9 protein-coding genes are annotated in these 21,540 nt (G+C 49.6%); 5 read left to right on the forward strand and 4 right to left on the reverse strand.

What is annotated here, in order from left to right:
* Positions 1-700 precede the first annotated feature (700 nt).
* Both AAC022_RS18270 and AAC022_RS18275 read left to right on the forward strand, forming a co-directional pair.
* Entirely contained in the window at positions 701-3,712 is a 3,012-nt protein-coding gene (locus AAC022_RS18270; protein ID WP_339733370.1) for a PVC-type heme-binding CxxCH protein, read from the forward strand.
* A gap of 489 nt (positions 3,713-4,201) precedes the next feature.
* Complete coding sequence (locus AAC022_RS18275) at positions 4,202-5,383, forward strand: fasciclin domain-containing protein (protein ID WP_339733371.1); 1,182 nt, start codon at positions 4,202-4,204, stop codon at positions 5,381-5,383.
* A gap of 82 nt (positions 5,384-5,465) precedes the next feature.
* On the opposite strand, the gene AAC022_RS18280 is transcribed toward AAC022_RS18275, so the two are convergent.
* Positions 5,466-6,086 (reverse strand): GntR family transcriptional regulator, encoded by a 621-nt coding sequence (locus AAC022_RS18280; RefSeq protein ID WP_339733372.1) that lies wholly within the window; start codon positions 6,084-6,086, stop codon positions 5,466-5,468.
* Positions 6,087-6,414: 328 nt separating this feature from the next.
* Between AAC022_RS18280 and AAC022_RS18285 the strand changes: the two genes are divergently transcribed.
* The 3 genes from AAC022_RS18285 to AAC022_RS18295 all read left to right on the forward strand — a co-directional run bounded on the left by AAC022_RS18285 (position 6,415) and on the right by AAC022_RS18295 (position 16,036).
* A complete protein-coding gene (locus AAC022_RS18285; protein WP_339733373.1) occupies positions 6,415-11,604 on the forward strand; it encodes a PVC-type heme-binding CxxCH protein in 5,190 nt (1,729 codons plus the stop codon).
* Positions 11,605-12,125: 521 nt separating this feature from the next.
* The gene (locus tag AAC022_RS18290; protein ID WP_339733374.1) at positions 12,126-14,501 is read left to right on the forward strand and encodes an ABC transporter substrate-binding protein; all 2,376 of its coding nucleotides are present in this window, start codon (positions 12,126-12,128) and stop codon (positions 14,499-14,501) included.
* 332 nt (positions 14,502-14,833) lie between these two features.
* Complete coding sequence (locus AAC022_RS18295; RefSeq protein ID WP_339733375.1) at positions 14,834-16,036, forward strand: serine/threonine-protein kinase; 1,203 nt, start codon at positions 14,834-14,836, stop codon at positions 16,034-16,036.
* A gap of 51 nt (positions 16,037-16,087) precedes the next feature.
* On the opposite strand, the gene AAC022_RS18300 is transcribed toward AAC022_RS18295, so the two are convergent.
* The 3 genes from AAC022_RS18300 to AAC022_RS18310 all read right to left on the reverse strand — a co-directional run bounded on the left by AAC022_RS18300 (position 16,088) and on the right by AAC022_RS18310 (position 21,535).
* Entirely contained in the window at positions 16,088-19,000 is a 2,913-nt protein-coding gene (locus AAC022_RS18300; protein ID WP_339733376.1) for a serine/threonine-protein kinase, read from the reverse strand.
* 55 nt (positions 19,001-19,055) lie between these two features.
* On the reverse strand, positions 19,056-19,688 hold the full coding sequence (locus AAC022_RS18305; RefSeq protein ID WP_339733377.1) for a sigma-70 family RNA polymerase sigma factor: 633 nt from the start codon (positions 19,686-19,688) through the stop codon (positions 19,056-19,058).
* A gap of 197 nt (positions 19,689-19,885) precedes the next feature.
* Positions 19,886-21,535, reverse strand: coding sequence for a hypothetical protein (locus AAC022_RS18310; RefSeq protein ID WP_339733378.1), 1,650 nt, complete (start codon positions 21,533-21,535; stop codon positions 19,886-19,888).
* Positions 21,536-21,540: the final 5 nt, after the last annotated feature.

The following is a 21,540-nucleotide window of genomic DNA, read 5'->3' on the forward strand; positions in this document are numbered from 1 at the left end:
GTTTGACGCAGTTCAGTATCTGAACAGTTTGAATATATGACGGATTATGACTGTCAAAATTGTGTCGTTCGACGCACATCGCACGCACATCGGACGTCATCGGTGTGCTTTCAGAATGCATTCGATGCCGTTTCAACCCATGATGGCGCTTGACTGAATGACGTCGTTCGCGAATATAAACCGCGACCGAAGCGAACATGAGAAAAGAAATACAGAATAGAATCGACATCAGCAACCTCGACAAATTTAGCATCCTTGTTTCCAGCAGCCTCCCTCTGACGGCAACGACAGTCTGCGTTCCCTGAAACAGGAGACGACAGCTCAGGCCGACATATTCTACTCGATAGCCAGCTTCGCGTTGTAAATGAAAATCGAGTAGTAGTGATGAAGTGAAAGCAACTGATGAAATCGTCTGGTTCTTTATTAATTTAGCGATTTTTATCAGGAGTGGAGCCGAATGAAATTCGGGCCGAGCGCAGCGAGCAGGAAATCTCAGAGTGACCGTGCTATGAAGTGAAAATGTCAGTTTCGCTGTCAACGGATCAGTCACACGACGTCGTATTTCGGAATTTTCAGTCACTTTCCTCATCCTTTCCTTCATACTGCCCCTGCCAGTTCTCTATAATAAATGAAACTTAGATAATCGGGACGCTCAAACACGCCCTCATCATGCCTCAAGAGACCTCAACAGGATCCTTCCATGCCGCTGTTTTCCTCTATGAAACAGATTCGTCTGACATTCGTACTAACTGCTGTATTCTCCGTGTTCCTGATCAGTCTGACGGTCACGGCAATCTCTGCAGATAAAACGGACGAATCAAAACCCAAGGTCGATTATTCAACCGAGATGCCTCGTATCCTGCCACGAACACCGGCCGAAGCGTTGAAGTCATTCAAGCTCCATGATGATTTTCAAATCGAACTCGTCGCGGCTGAACCGTTGGTCCGTGATCCGGTCGCCATGTGTTTTGATGAACGGGGGCGTGCTTACGTCATTGAAATGCCCGAGTACAACGACGCCAAGAAAGAAGGCTACAGTTCGGTCAAACTCCTGGAAGACACGAACGGCGATGGCAAATATGACAAGAGTTTTCCTTTTCTGACGGATATGACACTGCCCACTGCGGTTTGCAGTTACAAAGGAGGCGTCTTCGTCGGAGCACCTCCCTATGTTTATTACTGTAAAGACACAGACGGCGATCGCAAAGCCGATGTTCGCGAAATCGTGATGACTGGCTTCGGACGCGACAAAGGGGACGAAGGCATGGTCAATTCGTTCCGCTGGGGCCTCGATAACAAAATTCATTTTTCCACAGGCACTGATGGGGGTGTGATTACAGTTGCCGCCGATAAACAGAAGCGAAAGTACAACACCCGGGGCCGTGGCGTGATTCTCGATCCCGAAACCCGTACGATCGAACTCACTACAGGCGGCGGTCAGCATGGTATGAGTCTGGGAATTTGGAATCGCAACTTCGTATGCTCGAACGGTATTCCCATGCAGGTTCTGATGTACGATGACCGCTATATTGCCCGCAATCCTTATCTGGCACCACCCGCAGCCCCTGTTTCGATTGCCCCCGGTGGCAAATTTACGAAGCTGTTACGCATCAGCCAGATCGAACCCTGGCGGATTCTACGAACTCGCCTTCGCGCCCAGAGTGCGAAAGGGGATTATGAAAAAGGGAATCCGTCCGGTTACTTCACAGCGGCCACCGGTGTCACCGTGTATCGAGGAGACGCCTGGCCTGAAGAATTTCAAGGCAATATCTTCGTCGGCGAGCCTGCAAATAACCTGGTCTATCGCGCGGCTCCCAAGCCGAATGGATTATCGCTGGTTGCGCCACGTGCCGATCAGGACGCCGAGTTCCTCGCATCAACCGACGTCTGGTTCCGCCCGGTACAGTTTGAAAATGGACCAGATGGAGCCTTGTATGTTCTGGATATGTACCGCGAGTTGATCGAAGGTGCCCCCTTCATTCCAGAAGAAATTCTGAAACACATCAATCCAGTCGGAGGGCAAGATAAAGGACGCATCTATCGCATCGTTCCTAAAGGATTTCAACAGCCGTCGCTTCCCGATTACGGAAAACTTTCGTCAAAGGAACTGGTTGCGTTACTGGAAAGTGGCAATGGCTGGACCCGGGATACCGCCCAGCGCCTGTTGTTCGAACGCCAGGACACATCGGTCAGTAATGATTTAATACAACTGGCAAGATCATCCAGCAAGCCGATTACCCGGGCGACCGCACTCTGGTCACTGCAGGGGACGAAGTCATTAGACGAAGGAACACTGCTCAAAGGGCTCAGCGACGAGAGTTTTCAAGTCAGAAAACAAGCATTACAAATCGCAGAACAGTATGCGCATTCGCCAATGATTCAAAAACAGATGCTGGTACTGGCTAACGATCCGTCTTTAGAAGTTCAGTATCAGACTGCTTTTTCCCTAGGCGCCTTCAATTCAACAGTGCGCAATCAGGCACTCGCCAATCTGCTGGCACGCCATGTTGAGAATCGTTGGATGCGGATGGCCGTTCAGAGTTCGCTGAATCAGGGAGCGGGCGAAGTCTTTGAACTCCTCACGAAGAATCCAACTTTGATCAAACAGAAACCGGCTCGCGCGTTTCTCGTCGCGCTGGCGGTACAGATCGGAGCCCAGAAGGAAGCAGGGGACGTCAAGCGGTTCCTGGCAGCACTGGAATCGATGCCGAAAACAGATCAGAAATTAGCCGAAATCTTGTTCAGAAATTTACTCTCACGCGCTTCGGGAACAACCAAAAGTGTGATCGCCCAATCAACCAGCGCCCATACCGCCAGGCTGCTCAAGGGGATGATGCAAACCGCTATCCAGCAGGCAACCAATGCCAAACTGCCCGTCAAAGCACGCGTCGATGCCATTCCCACATTGAGTATCGGAAAATTTGATGATACGCAGGATGTATTCGAAGAACTGCTTACCGTGCAGCAACCTCTGCCAGTCCGCCAACGTGCGATCACGGCGCTCGGGTTGATCAATGATCCCCGTGTTGCCGAAATGCTCATCGAAGCCTGGCCCAGCTTGAGTCCGCAGTTACGAATGAGCGCCGTCGAAACACTGTTTTCCCGCAAGCCCTGGCTGCTGAGCTTATTGGGAGCGATCGAGGCCGGAAAGATTAACCCCGGCGATATCAGCCCCGAACGAGTACAACTGCTGAAAAAGAATCAGGACAGCAAGATCAAAAAACAGGCCGAAGCGCTGTTTCATAACCAACGTTTGACCGGTCGCTCCGAGATCGTCAAAGAATATCAGGCCGCCCTCAAGCTCAAGGGAGATCCCGCGAACGGGAAGCATGTATTCAAGAAAGCCTGCTCTGCCTGCCATCGCCTGGAAAATGTCGGCGTACAACTCGGAGCCGACTTGAAAGCAATCAAAGACCGCGGAACCGAAGCGGTCCTGCTCAATATTCTTGATCCAAACCGGGAAGTGAAACCGCAGTATGTGACGTATCTACTTGTTACCACTCAAGGCAGGACTATCACAGGATTGATCAAAGAGGAAAATGCCAACAGCATCACCATCGCCCGCGCTGATGGAACCAAAGACACGGTGCTCCGCATCGACATCGATGAATTGATCAGTTCAAGGCTCTCCTTCATGCCCGAAGGGCTGGAAAAACAGATCAACAAACAGGAAATGGCCGACTTACTCGCTTATCTGAATGCGAGCAAATAAAGGCGATTCAGCTGAGTCGTTTGAAGGTGATTCTTGGGGAGGTCTGAATTGAATTCGGACTTTCCCGCTTTTGCCAAAGACAAACAAAAAGACAAACAAGTCGTCTTGTCCCTATGCCCATGAGCACGACGGAAAACTCTACGTCGTGTATTCCATCGGTAAAGAAGATTGTGGCCTGTCGATTCTGCCTGTTGATTCAATGCAGGTTCCTGCTGTTTCTAATTCAGGGGAGTAAGCGGAAGCACTTTCTTTTCTCGGTCTTGGTGAGATACGCCGCTTAAAGTCTTTGAGATTCCCAGATCGAAGATGTACGGTCTGAGGTGCGCGAATTTGGTTCCAGAAGATTTCGCGAAATTTCGAAATGGTCTGCTTGTCAAAGATCCCTGCTGCTCTAAGGTTCTTGTAACTGAACTGTAGTGGCCACTCATGTTTCAGCGAATACTTTAGTAACCGAGTCAATTACCTCCACACATCCAAGGAGCCAGTTTGATGAAACATTTATTGAAACAGACAGCGGCATTGGCAGCCGTTTCCGCTGTTTTGTTAACGGCCACTTTAACACATGCTGCTGAGAAAAAAGACATCGTTGATACGGCCGTTGCCGCCGGTTCTTTCAAGACACTGGCTGCCGCGCTCGGTGCCGCTGATTTGGTAGAAGCTCTCAAGGGCGAAGGGCCGTTTACGGTTTTCGCTCCCACCGATGCGGCATTCCAGAAACTGCCGGCAGGGACCGTGGAGACTCTGCTTAAGCCGGAGAATAAAGACCAGCTGATCGCGATCCTCACCTATCATGTCGTGCAGGGGAAAGTCGCTGCCAAAGATGTCGTAAAATTGAAAGGCGCAAAGACTCTAAATGGTCAGCGAGCCGACATTCAGACTCAGGACGGCAAAGTCAAAGTAGATGGAGCCACCGTGGAAGCGGTTGACATACAATGTTCAAACGGCATCATCCATGTGATTGACGCTGTGATACTTCCCAGTGATAAAAATATTGTGGTGACTGCCTCTGAAGCAGAAAAATTTAAGACACTACTCGCAGCAGCTCAAGCAGCCGGTCTGGCAGAAGTACTAGCCAGCAAAGGGCCTTTTACCGTCTTTGCTCCGACCGATGCAGCCTTTGCAAAACTTCAGGAAGGCACCGTCGCCAGTCTTTTGAAACCTGAGAATAAAGAGAAGCTGGCGGCCATTTTGAAGTACCATGTCGTTGCAGGACGCGTTTATTCCGAAGACGCTCTCGCTGCCGGTAAAGCGAAGACTCTCCAAGGTAAGAAAGTCAAAATCAGCGTCTTAAATGGTGTCGCTAAAGTGAATGGCGCCAAGTTAATTGCGACAGACATTGATGCCTCCAATGGAGTCATTCACGTGATTGACAGCGTGCTCATACCTCCCGATGACAAAAAAATCAGTGCCTCGGAAGCGTGTGAGAAAATCAAACACACAGTCACACGCGGGTCAAATTTGTATAATTGCGGTCACTACGGTGAAACAACAATGTTATACAAAAAAACAATGCAAACCATGTTGAATAGCGTAGATAATATGCCGGAAGAAATTCGCGTAAATATGAAGCGGGCACTAACCCACTCTGGGAAAATGCACTGCGCTTCACAGCAGGCATGGACTCTGAGGCATGCATTGGATCATGCTTACATGAAAATGTCGGCTCTCTAAAATTAAAGTCTCTTCTCTTCTGAACTCCCGTAGTCATGGTGTAGGCTGCGGGAGTTTTTTCAATCACAGGCGGATATTGAGTTCAATCAATATTCGAAATCAGCGCCTGGATAGAGACCTCAAGTTTTCCGGTCCGAAACATCGCCACAATCGCCACGTGCTCGTAATAAATTTTCATCGGATCATGGGGTTTCTGGAATCCTTCCAGGAAGTGACGCCGTAATCGGGAGACGAGTGTGATCCAGATCGACATCAAACCCTGTTCCGATGATTTCGCGACGATTGACTGATGAAACTTGATATCCAGCTCGGCAAGTTGGACATAGTCATGGGTTTCACAGGCGGTTTTCATTTCTTCCAGAATGGAATCCCATTCTGCGAAATCGGATTCATCCAAGTTAGCGAAGATCGATTTCAAGGCAAACGATTCTACTGTCTGCCTCAGCGGAATGACTAGCTCCTGCATGGAATCGGATGAGGACGGTGCCACGCGGACTCCGCAATTGGGTTTCGACTCAACCATGCCCTCGTGAGCCAGTTGCTTTAAGGCTTCTCGAATGGGAGCCCGGCTGACCTGGAACCGTTCTGCTAAATTCACCTCACGTAACGGCAGGCCTTCCTGGATTCGCCCCGTAATGATTTCCATCCGTAGCTGGTCAACGATCTCTTGTTTCTGGTTCTGGACTAACTCGGTTTGACTCATAAAGGCACCAGTAAATAATCTGTGACAGGGGGCTGTTTTAGATCTCAATTTGCATAATTGTAAACAATATGGTGCTGGGAATCCAGTATGAGTTCTGAAGAATAAGAAGCAGTCCTGGCAGGGTAACCTCTTTTTTTTAGCAGATAAGTTGAGGTGTTCTTGGTTTTGTGACCTGATGGTGAAGATGAGAGGTTTTAGATATTGTATGCAATCAGTGGGTCGCTATGTTGACACACGACTGGTCTTCCACCAGACTAAAAGAGACGGTGTCCTATTGGATTTCGGGAAATAGATCGTGCTTGATTGGTTTGGCTATGGAGAAACTAAGATGACTGTTCCGTTCACTTTGTCCCCTGAAAGTGGCTCAACAAACCGTGGTTATAAGTTGCTGGCTCTGTTGTTATCGAGTCTTAGTTGCTGCTTTGCTTCCACTCTCACCGCGGCAGAGCAACCATCGAATGCGGGAAACCGTCTGGTCTATCTCGATCAGGATGATCCTTATTATGTCTCGCAGAATTTTCCGAAATTGGTCACGCCCCAATGGTATGGCGACACAAAAGTCAAAGCGGTCTGCGTGCTTGCCATTGACGACATGCGCGACATTCAGAAGTACGAAGCCTATCTGCGTCCGATTCTGGAACGGCTCAAAGAAATCAACGGTCGTGCCGGTGCGAGCATTATGACGTGCCGGGTAAATCCGGAAGATCCCCATTTGCAAAAGTGGATCAAAGAAGGGGTGAGTATTGAGGTTCATACTTATGACCATCCCTGTCCTTTATTAAAGGATCGCGACTTCGCAAAAGCCAAGGGGACCGTTGATCGTTGTGTTGATTTACTGAATGAGATTCCCAACAGCCAGCCTGTTGCCTACCGCATGCCTTGCTGTGATTCATTGAATACGGTGAGCCCGCGGTTTTTTACCGAGATTTTCAATCGCCGGTCTCCCCAGGGAAACTTTCTGCAGATCGATACCTCGGTATTTCATGTGTTCACAGCCAATGATCCGGAACTTCCAAAAGAATACGTGATTGATCCCGATGGGCAGGGCAAAATTGAAAAATACGTTCCCACTGATCGCGGCTTTGTAAATACGATTTTCGATTACCCCTATCCCTACCCGATCTCGCGACTCTGCTGGGAGTTTTCCTGCGTGACTCCCAGTGACTGGTCGGCTCAGCATCGGCAAAAGCCGTTCAATCCACTGACTGTGAAGGACTGGACCGCCGTTCTGGATGCCACCGTGGTGAAGCAGGGAACCTTCAATCTGGTCTATCACCCGCACGGCTGGATCAGCAACGAGCAGGTTATCAAACTGATTGATCATGCTGTTGAGAAGCATGGTTCCGCGGTGCAGTTCCTCTCGTTTCAGGATGTGCTCAAGCGGATGAATCAAAACCTCCTGGCAGGTCAGCCATTACGAAATGCACGCGGTGCTGATAACGGCGTGCGATTGCTGGACTTGAACAACGATGGGTTTATGGATGTCGTGATTGGAAATGAAAGCGTTCAGAGAACCCGCATCTGGAATCCAAAACAGCAGACCTGGACAGAATCAAGTTTTCCCACACGTCTGGTTTCCCAGCCTGATGCCGCAGGAAAGCAGGCCACACGTGGCCGCTTTGGTGTGCTAAATAGTCAGGCGATTTTGTTAACTTTGACACCGGAAGAATCCACCGCCAGGCGGTTTCAAGCGGGGAACTGGGTTGAAGACAAACGGCTGCTCGCAGGTTTGCCCACGGGCAACACGGCTCTGTTCACGCTCAAAGACGGCATTGATCAGGGAGTCCGGCTGCGGGATTTGAATAACGACGGCCAATGCGAACTCATCGTGTCCAACCCGTCTCAACAGGCGGTCTTTGCCTGGTCGGAAGCAGATTCCCGCTGGCAAAAATTGCCCTGGTCACTCCCGAAAAATGCGACCATTGTTGACAATCAGGGACGAGACGCCGGCCTGCGTTTTGCGGATATCAATGAAGATGGTTTTGCGGATGCTCTGTTTTCGAATGAGAGCCAGTATTCATTGCACCTCTTCTCATCGTTAAAAGATGGCTGGAAGAAAGTATTCCACAAGCAGCGTCAGGATGGCGATGATATGCCTGCGATTTCGCGAAATGGAACCAATAACGGCGCCTGGTTTCATTCTCGGCATTTATGGGTCCAGAACGAAAACACCGCCAAATTAAAACATCTGGTGGCGGGAAAATCATTTGATGAATTACTGGAAGCACAGGGACCGCAGCCCAAGTCACCCGCCGCTGCTTTGAAATCGATCCAGGTTACACCCGGGTTCCACGTCGAGTTAGTCGCGTCCGAACCACTGGTGCAAGACCCGGTCGCCTTTGATTGGGGCCCGGATGGAAAACTCTGGGTGGCGGAAATGGCCGACTATCCGTTGGGCATCGATGAAAAAGGGGAATTCGCCGGGCGCGTGCGTTATCTGGAAGACACCAACGGTGATGGCAAATACGACAAATCGACGCTGTTTGTGGAAAAACTGGGCTACCCTACGGGAGTTATGGCCTGGCGAAAAGGCGTGATCGTGACGACCGCGCCAGAAGTCTTTTATGCGGAAGATACGAACGGCGATGGCAAGGCCGACTTGCACGAATCGTTGTATACCGGCTTTGGAGAAGGCAACCAGCAGCATCGGGTGAATGGCCTGCGCTGGGGCCTCGATAACTGGGTTTATCTGGCGAACGGCGATTCCGGCGGGGAACTGCTGTCGGCCAAAACCGGTGAGAAACTGAATCTCAGCCGCCGTGATTTGCGGATCAGGCCTGATGCCGGCTTGATGGATCCACAGTCCGGTCAGACTCAGTTCGGGCGAGAACGGGACGACTGGGGGAACTGGTTTGGCAGCAATAATAGTAATCCCGCGTTTCATTACGCGCTGGCAGATCATTATCTGCGTCGAAATAAGAACCTCATCGCGCCGAATGCGAAAGTGCAGGTTTCCATTCAACCGGGGGCGGCAACCATCTTCCCCGTCAGTCGCACTCAAGTCCGCTTTAATGACTTGAACAAAGTGAACCGCATCACGTCCGCCTGTGGATTGTGCTTTTATCGCGATCAGTTACTGGGGCCGGAGTTTGTCGGCAATTCCTTTATCTGCGAGCCCGTACATAATCTGGTGCATCGAGAAATCGTTTCACCAAAAGGAGCTACCTTCTCCAGCCGTCGCGCAGAGAACGAACAGAGCTCCGAGTTCATGGCGTCAACGGACAACTGGTTTCGTCCCACAATGGCGCGCACGGGACCCGACGGCGGATTGTGGGTCGCAGACATGTATCGGCACGTGATTGAGCATCCGCAATGGATTCCCAAAGAGATGCAGGCGAAACTCGATCTGCGGGCCGGCAAAGAGCAGGGGAGGATCTATCGTGTGGTTCGTGATAGAACGCCACTCCGTCCGATTCCCCGCCTCGATCAGCTTTCTAATGTGGAACTGGTGCAGATTCTGGAAAGTCCCAATGGAACACAGCGGGACATGGCGCATCAATTGATGGTCAGCAGAAAAGACAAAGCCGTTTTTCCGGAATTAAAGAAAATGGTACAACAGGGCAAATCAGCAACCGCCCGCCTGCATGCCCTCTGTGTTTTGGAGGGACTCGCACAAGTTTCAGACGAAACCCTCTTAACTGCACTGAAAGACGAACATCCCGGTGTACGCCGCCATGCGATTCGCATCAGTGAATCGAAATTAAACGAGTCTCCGGAAATCGGGCAGCAGTTACTCAAGCTTGTCAGCGATCAGGATCCGCAGGTACAAATGCAGTTGGCGTATTCGCTGGGCGAGTGGAACGCACCGCAAGCGGGAGCGGCGTTAGCACAAATGGCGCTCGCGCATGATCACGATTCCTTTCTGCGTACGGCTATTTTGAGTTCCGTTGGGAATCACCTGAATTCATTTACTGAGGCACTGTTTCAAGAATTGAAGGGCAAACGACCACCCACACAAATTTTCAATTCTTTGGTGGCGATGGCAGTTTCTGCCAACCAGCAACAGGCACTCGCACAAATTTATGAAATGGTGGGACAAGGTTCAGAGGGGAAACCGTTCGAACTGTGGCAGTTTCAGGCCGTTTCCACTTTGCTCCATTCTTTGGGGCGACGCAATCAGACGCTTCCTCAATATTACCAGCAGGCGAATCCACGTTTACAGGCAGCTTTGGATCAATTGCGACCTTTGTTTCAAAAAGCCCGCGCCATTGCCGGAGATGAAACGGCGTCTACGGAAAACAGAAAGCAGGCTCTACAACTGCTCGGTCGAGGCTTTGATCAGCGGGAACAGGACCTTGAGTTACTGGCTGAGATGTTCTCGCCCCGAAACTCTCGACAGCTCCAAAGTGCGGCAGTTCAGGCCTTCACTCAGTTGGGCAGTCAACGCACGCCTGTCATGCTGCTCGAACGCTGGAAAAGTTTCGGCCCCGGTTTACGCACAGAGGTACTAAGTGCTCTCTTAAGTCGCCAGGCGTGGACTAATTCTGTTTTAGATGCCTTGGAACAGAAAAACATTCTGGCTGCCGACATCGATGCTTCCAGCCGACAAATCCTGCTCAGTCACAAAGACAGCAAATTGCGTGAAAAAGCAAAAACATTACTCGCTTCTTCAGTCGATTCCAATCGGGCAAAAGTTGTGGAGAAATATTCCTCGATTTCCTCACTCAAAGGGAATTCCGAGGTCGGACATCAGATTTTTGTGAAACGTTGTTCTGTTTGTCATCAACTCAATAAAGAGGGCAAGCCCATTGGTCCTGACCTGTCTGCTTTAACCGACAAATCAGAGCGGGCATTACTAACGGCTATTCTGGATCCGAACCGGGCGATTGAAAGCAAGTACCTCAGCTATCTTGCGGTCACCGAGAATGGGTTGATCTTTAATGGTCTGCTCGCTGCCGAAAGTGGTGAAAGCATCACGCTGATTCAGAACGATGGGAAATCGAAAACATTGCTGCGTGGTGATCTGGACGAACTGATGAGTACCGGCAAGTCATTGATGCCAGAGGGGCTCGAAAAGGACATGAACCACCAGGATCTGGCTGATCTAATTGCCTATCTGAATACAACCGAACTGCCGCGAAAAACGTTTACCGGGAATAAGCCTGAGGTAGTGCAGGCCGAAGCGCTGCGCGGCGATTATTTTTTGATCCCTCAACTTGCCGAGATTTATGGTGCGACCCTGAAATTTGAAAACAAGTACAAAAATCTGGGATACTGGCAAAGCGAAAACGACCGTGCGGTCTGGACTCTGGACGTTCCCCAATCCGGCAAATACGACGTCTATCTTGAATTTTCCTGCCCACAAGAAGCTGGCAATCGGGTTTTGCTTGAAGTGGCAGGTCAACGTCTCAACTGGAGTGTGCCTGGCACAGGGAGTTGGGACGTCTATCAAAATCGTAAAATCGGAACCATCAAGCTCCCTTCCGGAAAGATACGACTGGCGATCCGCAGTGAAGGAAAGATCAACAACGCATTATTAGATTTGAAAACAATCCGCTTGCGTGTTTCCAGTCAATAGTTGATCTTTCGTCTTGTTTCTGATTCACTTCTTTCAAGAAATCAGACTCGAATGGGTTTTCCGATGACCTGCAGTCTGCGCCGTGCTAAACTATTGCGTTCCTGCAGGTTATTCCGATGATATGTTCTCCGGAACACCTCTTTTCTGAGCGGACAATAGTTCTGCAGAACGCGAAATATTTGGTGAAAAACAGGTGTAAACGCCAACATTCTACCGTTATTGGGGGTAGTTAGGATGGGATCAACCTGAAGATTCACTTTATGGTCTCACTTTTCAGGGATATTACGCTGACTTTCAAAGAAATCGATTGCGTAAATTTTTTTTATGCACGATGATTCTGTATATCTAGAAATACCTCATTTAAATAGCAGTAGAACAACGTGATTCAATGATGATTTCTGATTCGGGTTTGCCTGGCCAATGAAATGGATTTCAGTCTAAACAGGCAGAATCATTATTGTGTGAGAGTGTTTTGTCTCCTGTATTTCTGTCTTGGACAATCGATCTGAGGGAAGTGACACGTGTCGGACGAAGGTTTTAAAAAACAGACAGAAGAAGAAACCGTAGATGAGTTTCCGCCTGTAGACATCAGCCAGGAAGAAACCATCGACGAATTTCCGCCGATCAATATTAATGAAATCGATAAATCGACGATTGGCGCCGATAGTGCCGCAGAGAACTCGGACAAGCAATCGATTGGCCCTTCCGCAGACAAAGCAGCGGCTTGGATTGGACGAAAATTAGGCAAGTACCAGATCACCGGCCTGTTGGGGCAGGGAGGGATGGGCGTTGTCTATCAGGCGCATGATTCGGCGATTGAACGCGATGTCGCCATCAAGTTGCTGCCAGCGGAACTGGCTTCCGACAAAAAAATGCTGGATCGCTTTCTGGCTGAAGCCAAAGCAGCCGGTCGTTTAACGCACCCCCATGTAGTATCGATTCATGAGATCAGCCAAGATGGCGATGTTTATTTTATTGTGATGGAACTGATGACAGGCGGCAGTGCCGACGATCATCTGGAGTCGATCGGTCCTTATTCTCCCCTGGAAGCAACCCGCATTATTGCGGATGCCTGTGAAGGGCTGATGGTCGCGCATATTTCCGGCCTCGTGCATCGGGATATTAAGCCGGGTAATTTATTACAGTCCAAACATGGGACTATCAAAGTTGCCGATTTCGGTCTGGCCAAGAGAGTCATTCAACAGTCACAACAATTGACTCAGGATGGGCAGCTGATCGGAACGCCTTACTTTATGAGCCCCGAACAGTGTGAGTCAAAACCCGTTGATAATCGAAGTGATCTCTATTCGCTGGGCGCAACGTATTACACACTGCTCACCGGTGATCATCCCTATGAAGGTGCAGGCAGTATCGTACAAATCATGTATGCCCACTGCCATGCCGAGGTGCTGGACCCGCGTGAGGTTGATTCTCAGATTCCTGATAAGTGTGCTGCGATTATCCAGAAGGCAATGGCTAAAAAACCGGAAGATCGATACCAGTCTGCAGAGGAAATGTTGACTGATTTAAAGGCTGTGACAGCCAGTTCCGAACGATACGGCGATACAAAAATTCTTAGCCAGGATGAACTCACGGGAGCTTCAAAACACAAGAACGAAACGTCGCACTTACGGGGTAAGATATTTAATACCGTCATTTTTACAGTTACATTTCTGCTATTAACTCTGATTCCCTACTATTTCTGGTCTGGTCGTGAAAAACAGGAGACAACTGGCGAGACTACCCAGGCAAATTCAGCTCAATCACTGGCGCAAGGGATTACTGCCGACAAAATTCTCTTAGGCACATCAACGGCTATGACAGGCGCCAACAAAGAGCTGGGCAGTAACATGGTGATGGGCATGCAGGCCTGTTTCAAGTCGTTGAATGACGCAGGAGGCATTGGTGGCCGCCAAATTGAATTGATTGTCAAAGATGACGGCTATGAGCCTGATCAGGCACATCAAAATATGCATGAACTCTTTGAAGACGACAAGGTGTTTGCCGTGATCGGAAATGTCGGCACACCGACCGCGGAAGCAACCGTGCCTTATGCCAATGAAAATAAATACCTCTTCTTTGCGCCTTTAACCGGAGCGCAAAGCTTGCGACGCGATCCGCCCGATCGCTATGTTTTTAATTTGCGTGCCAGTTACGCTGACGAAACAGCGGCCATGGTGCATTATTTTGTGGAAAAGAAACGTCTGTCTCCGGACAAAATCGCGGTCTTTGCGCAAAACGATTCCTTTGGTGACGATGGTTTTGCCGGCGTTGCCAAGGCGCTGGAAAAATATAAAGTACAACCGGAAAATATCCTGCGTGTTGGCTATGACCGAAATACAACACAAATTGCAGAAGCCGTCAACACAATCGAACAGAATCAGGATCGCATTGAAGCGTTGATCATGGTCGCGACTTTCAAGCCGGCTGCTTTGATGGTGCAGCAAATCAAAGATCGTAAGCTCGGTATCCAGGTCGCTGCCGTTTCCTTTGTAGGCAGTGAGCTTCTGGCACAGCAGTTCAAAGAAATGGGCGCCGGGTATGCAGAAGATGTAATCGTGACTCAGGTCGTGCCTTACTATCTCTCCAGCGCAAGTGGGGTATTACGTTATCGAGCTGCCATGAAAAAATTCTATCCCTTGTCGAAACCGGGCTTTGTTTCTCTCGAAGGCTTCCTGGCTGCGGAATGTATGGTGGAAGGCTTAAAGAAAACCGAAGCATCCGGAGAAGCTTTGACCACGGAGAATGTGATCGATTCTCTGGAACAGATTAATAATCTGGATCTGGGAATCGGGCCGATTATCAATTTCGGTCCCTCACGGCATCAGGCATCCAATCGTGTTTGGGGGACTGTGCTGGATAAACAAGCAGAATACAAAGAGCTGGAAATGGAATAGGCCTTTATTTCAGGATGCTTCTCGATTTTTGTTCAGAAGACGGACATTGCCCGGATGAAGAATGAAAAAATCAATAATTCTTCAGTAGCAACCGCCATCCCACATTCGTTATTCAGAATGAGCTGGTTTGTGAATTCTGCGCCGCTGTTCCTCTGATGCTCACCTCTTTTGTGGAATTGAGTGAGTTACTTTAAGTGCGATACAGCACAGTGGTTGCCGTTTGATCAGGTCGGTAAGCCTTCCGTATCTATCCCGCCACAGAGACGTTGCGTTGAACTGAGAATAAAGTTCGTCAATAAAAACGAGACTTCAGAATCTCTTGAAGGGTCAACATGAATTCTGATCATCGGACAGAAACAGTCGCGGCCGAGCATATTACCCTCGATGTGTTGGCGAGTCAGTTTGTCGACGAGCATCGACGGTGGTTGAACCCCTCGATCGAAGCGTATGCACTTGCATATCCCGAGTATGCAACCGAGATTCGTGATAGTTTCCCCGTGCTGATTGCTATGGAACAGTGGAAAGGGAATCAGGAATTTTCCAGCTTGCGGCGTCAGCTTCCCGATCCGTCCAGTATCAGGCAACTGGGTGATTGCCGTATCACCCGTGAAATCAGCCGCAATCGGACCGCCGTTTTATACGAAGCGGTGCAGGGGAAGTGGAATCGGTGTGTGTTAGTAAAACTGCTGCCCTGGAAATCAGAAATGACACCCCGTTGGCGAGAGCGATTCGAACGGGAAGCACGTCTGGTCTCGCGGTTACGACACCCGAATATCGTCTCATTTTATAACTCGGGAGAAGATCAAGGGTATTGTTATTCTGTGATGCAACAGGTCAGTGGGGTCGGCCTGGATCAGGTCATTGGGTATTTCGCTGGTGAGAATCATTCGTCTCCGCAGAAATTCAGAGATCATTCTGATCGCGATCAGACAGAAGCAGTCGCAAGCAGTCTGCAGCAGAATCGTTGGTGTGCCTTTGCTGGTGTCGCGTTACAGGTAGCAGACGCTTTGAGGTATGCGCACAGCCGCAAAACATTGCACAATGATCTGAAACCGGAAAATATCTTAATCGATGCGCAAGGGCATGTCTGGGTCAACAATTTCAGTCTGGCCCAATATGCGGAAGGTGCACTCAAACAGCAGCCGGCAAAGACATTGTGTTACCAGGCTCCCGAACGGTTTCAGGGACAGAATCATGAGCAAAGCGACGTTTATTCCCTGGGGATGGTGTTATACGAACTGACAACCCTCACGCCGGCGTTCCTTTCGCGTAATTCAAGCGATCTTGTTGAGCAGATTTTAAATCAGGAACCACAACAACCACGCGAGCGGAATCCGTCGGTCCCCGTTAATTTCGAGAACATCATTTTGAACTGCATCGCAAAGTCACCACAGCAGCGATATCAGTCAGTCGAAACACTCAGTATCGATCTTGTTCGATTGATTCACGGCAGGTCCGTCAAACGTCATGCAAAGCCTCGTACTGTTTTCAACAGGAGCTGGTTTCCATTCTGGAATCGCAAAACAGGTCAGTAAGCAGGATAGCGACGATGCTTAAGAAAACTGCCATTTGCAAACGACAATGTATCATCTCCGAAAGGGGGGGCCGTTTCTTTCACGAGGTGGGCGAGGTTTGTCGTCTCGTGGGGGGGGACCGTCACCACGTTGTGGAGTTCGCCCCTTATTGGACCTACGGCGCATCTCACCCGGATAGCGGGCTTCAAACTCAGCTTCATATTGATTGTGTTTATCCCACATCAGGATGCTGTTTAATTCGTCTTCCGAACGTTGATACAGCCTGGAAAGAGCCTGCGTCGCATCAAGCAGATCCACATAGATATTGGGGGAATCGGATTGTGTTTTTAGTTCTGTTTCCAGGATCTTGATCGAATCCTCGTGGAGTAAAATTGCTTCGGCGTCACTTCCTTTTCGTTCCAGAATCTTTGCCAAATCAAGTTCAAGCTTTGCCAGCCACTGTTGATGTTCTGGCGCTTCCGGAAATTGGTTGGCAAGTTCTCTTTGGAGTCTGATCGCGGTTCTCATAGAGAGTTCGGCTGTATCATGACGATCTCGTATTTCGTTAGTTGTCGTATTCCCCCTGGTTAAAATATTCAGCGCATGCGCCAGTTTATGATGCGCATGGATCAGCGAAATTTTGTATTCCGGGATTGTCGGATAATCGGAAACCAGACGGCTGGCGTGTTGAATCGCTTTTTGCAGGAGTTTCGTAACGGTCTCTTCAATATCCTGGGGAGTTGTATAGCGAAACTCAATTCGCTCATAGGATTTCACAACCGCCTGTCGGTAGTCGGCAACGTGAGGATATTCCTGCACCAGGTTCTCCAGAATTTGAAGCACGCGCGCTTGTTTTTCAGTATCTGCCTGCGATTGGGGATACTGATTGGAAATTTGTTCCTGCAGACAAAGTGCCAGTAAGTAGCGATACTCCGGCTTCGAATGATCGGAGCTGACCAACGGTTCCAGAATCTCAATGGCCTTCTGTGATAGAGTCTGATCAGCTCCCGATTCGTCTTCCGTTGCAGGGAAACGAGGGGCTTGAGGAGGGTTTGGGTGACGTTTCACTTGACCAGGGCGTATTCGATGTGACATCAAAAAATAGGAACGTGCCAGTTCAAAACGGAGTGCAGGCTGCTCCGGATTATTTGCGAGTTCCTGTTTTAGCAACTTCTCCGCTTTCTGATAGGAAGCATTTGCAGCCGTGAGTTGATTGAGATACCAGTGAATTCGGCCAATTTCATTAAAGAGCGTGGCAACTGTGAGTGGATCTGCTTCATCAGAATTTTGATTGTATATCGCGAGCGATTTTTGATACGCGGCGAGTGCCGATTGATAGTCTCCCAGCCGGCGATGAATATCACCAACCTTATGCTGAGCATTGGCTGCCTTGATTTGAAATTCGCGTTGTGATCCGGTTGAATCGGCCAATTGTTCATAGAACTGCACCATCCCTGCCAGCAAGTCAGCCGATTCCCTGGACAACACCGGTTCTGAATAGTCGGCTGCCGAACTGTTGTTTTTTGTTGACGGGGCGCGGCTGGGAACGAAACGATTGAAAACACGATCGAGGGCCGCAGTCGCCAATTGAGATGAAGCTTCTGCCCGCTTTCTTTCCCGTCGTTCATTTTCAAATCCCACTGCCATCGTGATTCCCAGCAGCAGCAGCAAACTCAATGCAAGCCCTGACAGGCTGGCAATCGCCGGGTTGCGTCGGCTCCAGCGCCACAGATGCTCGAAGAGGGTCACCCGTCGGGCACTGATCGGCCGATTTTCGAGAAACCGATTCAGGTCATCCGCCAGGTCACTGGCCTTCAAGTAACGATGTTTCGTATCCGCCGCGACTGCCTTTTGAATGATCGTTTCCAGATCACGGGGGAGTTCAGGATTGACCCGTCTGAGCGACGGGATCGTCCCCCGCGTAATCTGATCGATCATTTCGTGGCGGCTGGTGCGATCAATCGCCGGGCGTTTCGTTAATAATTCATAGAGCGTAATTCCCAAACCATAGATATCACTCTGGCGGCAGGTTTCTCCCCGAAACATTTCGGGGGCCATGTAGCCGAGCGTTCCCACCATATCGGTGGATTTACTCAGATCGGTCTGCTCGGCGGCCCGTGCCAGTCCAAAGTCAGTAATGCAGAGCAGGCCATCACGGTCTAAAAGTAGATTGCCCGGCTTGATATCGCGATGCAAGATTCCCCGGTCATGCGCATATTGTAACGCATTTGCAGCCTGAATACCGAGTGCTGCAATGTTCTGAGGAGAACCGACATACTTTTCAAATTCAGGACTGACCTCATCACAAGGCGTCGATTCTTTTGGAAACTCAATTTGGGAGTCTTCATTGTTGGATAGTGAAGTATCGCTGCCCGTTTGTGTTAGAGACTCGTTTCCTGCTGTGATCTGTTCTAAATTACTGTCAGCAGCAGTGAGCATGATTTTCTGAGTCAGTTCATCCAGACCAACGCCTTCGATCAGTTGCATCACATAGTAGTGAAATCCACTATTCTCGCCGACACCGAAGACGGGAACAATATTGGTGTGATGCAGCGAAGCTGTCAACTCGGCCTCACGGCGAAAACGCCTCAGTTGATTTTCTTCTAACAGTGAATGACGCGGTAACAATTTTAATGCCACCCGCCGATTGAGTGATTCCTGGATGGCTTCATAGACCACGCCCATTCCACCACGCCCAATTTCCCGGACGATTTTAAAGTCACCCAATTGCTGTGGTGTACTGGCGCCTAATGAGACTTTTCCATGAGCCTGACCTGCTTGTTTTCCACCTTCCAATGCGGCAATGGCGGGAAAGAATTCTTTAATCTCGCTGGCATGATCAGGGTAGCGTTTCACGTACTCAGAGATGACAGGCTTCTCGCCGTTACGAATTTGACTGATAAACACGTCAGCGATTTGCTCCAGGTCCAGTTGAGCCGGAGGCGTCAGACTTTTGATCTCGTGATGTGAATCGGGAGATAACATTGCTTGCTGTCCTGTCGATATGTCATGCAATAATACTCGCTTCACAGACGACTGATTACTCTATGATACCGGGAATTTGCACTAGAATGGTGCGTAATCTTGTTAAGGCACGAAAATATCTCATACTCGCGGTTTTAGACTCGATTTCAAGTACCTCCGATGCTTCCAGGTTCGATAATTCTTCAAAATGACGCAGTACTAAAATCTCGCGATCTATTTCATTTAAACTTTCGAGAGCCTCATGTAATTGAGCGGCCAATTCTTCTTTGAGTGCAGCTTGACTCGGAGAAGTCATATCCCCCAGCAAGACATCAGCAATTTGAAAGGAAGTCGACGCGGAAAACACGCGGCGATTTGCTTTGACTTCTCGTCTTACATCTCGTTTTTGTGCTCCCAGGTGACGACGGTGTACGTCGATCAAAGTCTGCCCGATGATGGTTCGTAGCCAGATAAAAAAAGTGGTCGCAGGGTCATTCAGATAATGCGCAATCCGCGTGGCAGCGTCGAGGTACGCTTCTTGCAGAATATCATCCGCATCAACACGGCCCAGCAGTCGTCGATCAAGTCGAAAGTTGACAATCCGCCACAAACGATCTCGATACTGGTTATATTCATCCGCAAGCACGCCTTCCGGGTCCTGACGTAACCGGCTCAGAAACTTTTCTTGATCTTCGTGCTCATCAAACAATTAACATATCTCCCAAGCGGTGCCTGTATCATTGATGGCAATGATTTTAACCGATTGCTTCCGCCGACGACAAGTCGCATCATTCTGGCTCAATTACAGGGGTTGTAATGCTTATCTACCCGCTTAATTGGCAAATTCCATTAGGAGAGGCTACTAGAGATTACTACGTAGGATGTCACGATTCTGACGGAACGGGACTAGAATTTAGCCAGAAATTCAATCCGAGCGCCCGAGGCAACCCCCCGTGATTCCTGTTTGGCGACAAAGCTGTCGAGCAGCATGATCCAATGTTGTCCGATCGCTTTTTGATAGCGGATGGCGCCCCCAATGGCGCCGTCGTTGAGGTCGTTGGTATCTTTGCGGCCCCCAATTTCGAAAATGAGCTGCTGTCGGGTTTTGTCATAGAAGAGTTGATAACCCAGGCTGGCACCGGCGACATTGGTTGCCTGGTTATTCAACGGGGCGCCATATTGTCCCAGACCGGAAGCGGCAAACAGCAGTCCAACCTGCCCCAGAGGCCCGCCTGCCAACGTTCCCCGTGCCGGTGAAGTGAACTGATCGATGGCCCAGAACGCATTAAAATAGACCAGGTCATTCGAATGGTGTGGTGTCAAGGAGATCTGACTGAAGAGTAGTTCCCCCTGGCCGGACGCTGCTGTTTCACCATCGTGAGGAAACGATCCCAACACCTGGAACGAGGTGTTGTAAGTATTGTGGAATCCATGCAAACGCTGAATCGCACTCAATCCGAAGGCCGTCATACTGCCGAATTGCGGGTTGCTGGAATTCACGGTGGCCACATCGGCGTTGACCGTGCTGACTTCAAGATCCGTCTCAGAGAAGATGCCGTACATTTGGGAATCGGGATCGTGAACGTTATTATTCCGGTTGATATCCCCCTCGACATACACGCCTGTAACACGCATATTCAAGATCCCGCCACCATTGATTGTGTTACGGGTGACGGTGACCGCATCAACCATATCTTCGTTGATTAACAATCCCTGTTGAAACGACATCGGCTGCCGACCGACTGAAAAACCGATATCGTATCGATGCACATCATAGGGATCCAGGTTCGGAAAGAGTTCGCCAAAATCGCCTTCAAAGAACAGAGTTTGAATGTCGGCGTTGAGTCCATCTAGCGATTCCCCATCATGGAATTCATAGCTCGTGAACAGTCGCGAGGCAGTCAGTTCTTTATCAAGTGACCGTAGTCCTACGAGAATCCGTTCTGTCCCGGAAAGGTTCAGTTGTCCAAACAGATCCAGTCGATTGGCCCATTCGCTGACGTTGGTTCCCGCACGGTTATCAAAATAGTTGAGCCCAGTACGATAGGTACCAAACACCCAGAAAGAAGGTCTCCAGACCGCGCCTGTGGGAATGACGATTCCCTGGTTCAGGAATCCGATATCCAGAAACTTTTCGTTCGTTTCGATCAACAGATTGGGACGTTCGGGAATCGGTTGTAGTCCGATGGCATGGTCATCCAGTGGTGTTTCCGGACTGTAATGTTCAGAGCACAGCACCCACTGGCCGAAATGGGCCAGAGGCTTAGCCGGTGATGCTAACGCTTCCATTACCATCTCACCGAGCTTTGAGTAAAGTGGTTCGGAATCATGATGCACGTTCGGATCATATTCGACGCGATCGGCGTAAGGGTTGATGTAGTATTCGTCAAATTCATCATATTGATCAGCCGCCTGTTCTTCTGCCGCTGATTCTGGAGAAGGGGGCAAACTGGCGACGCCCGGGGCATCTGGCGCTTGCGCATCAACAATTCCCGAGTACAAAAGAAATGCACTCGCTAGAATCAGGAACAGGAATTGTTGTTTGTTGCTTCTCATTTTGC

It is taken from the genome of uncultured Gimesia sp. (assembly GCF_963976445.1).
GTDB lineage: Bacteria > Planctomycetota > Planctomycetia > Planctomycetales > Planctomycetaceae > Gimesia.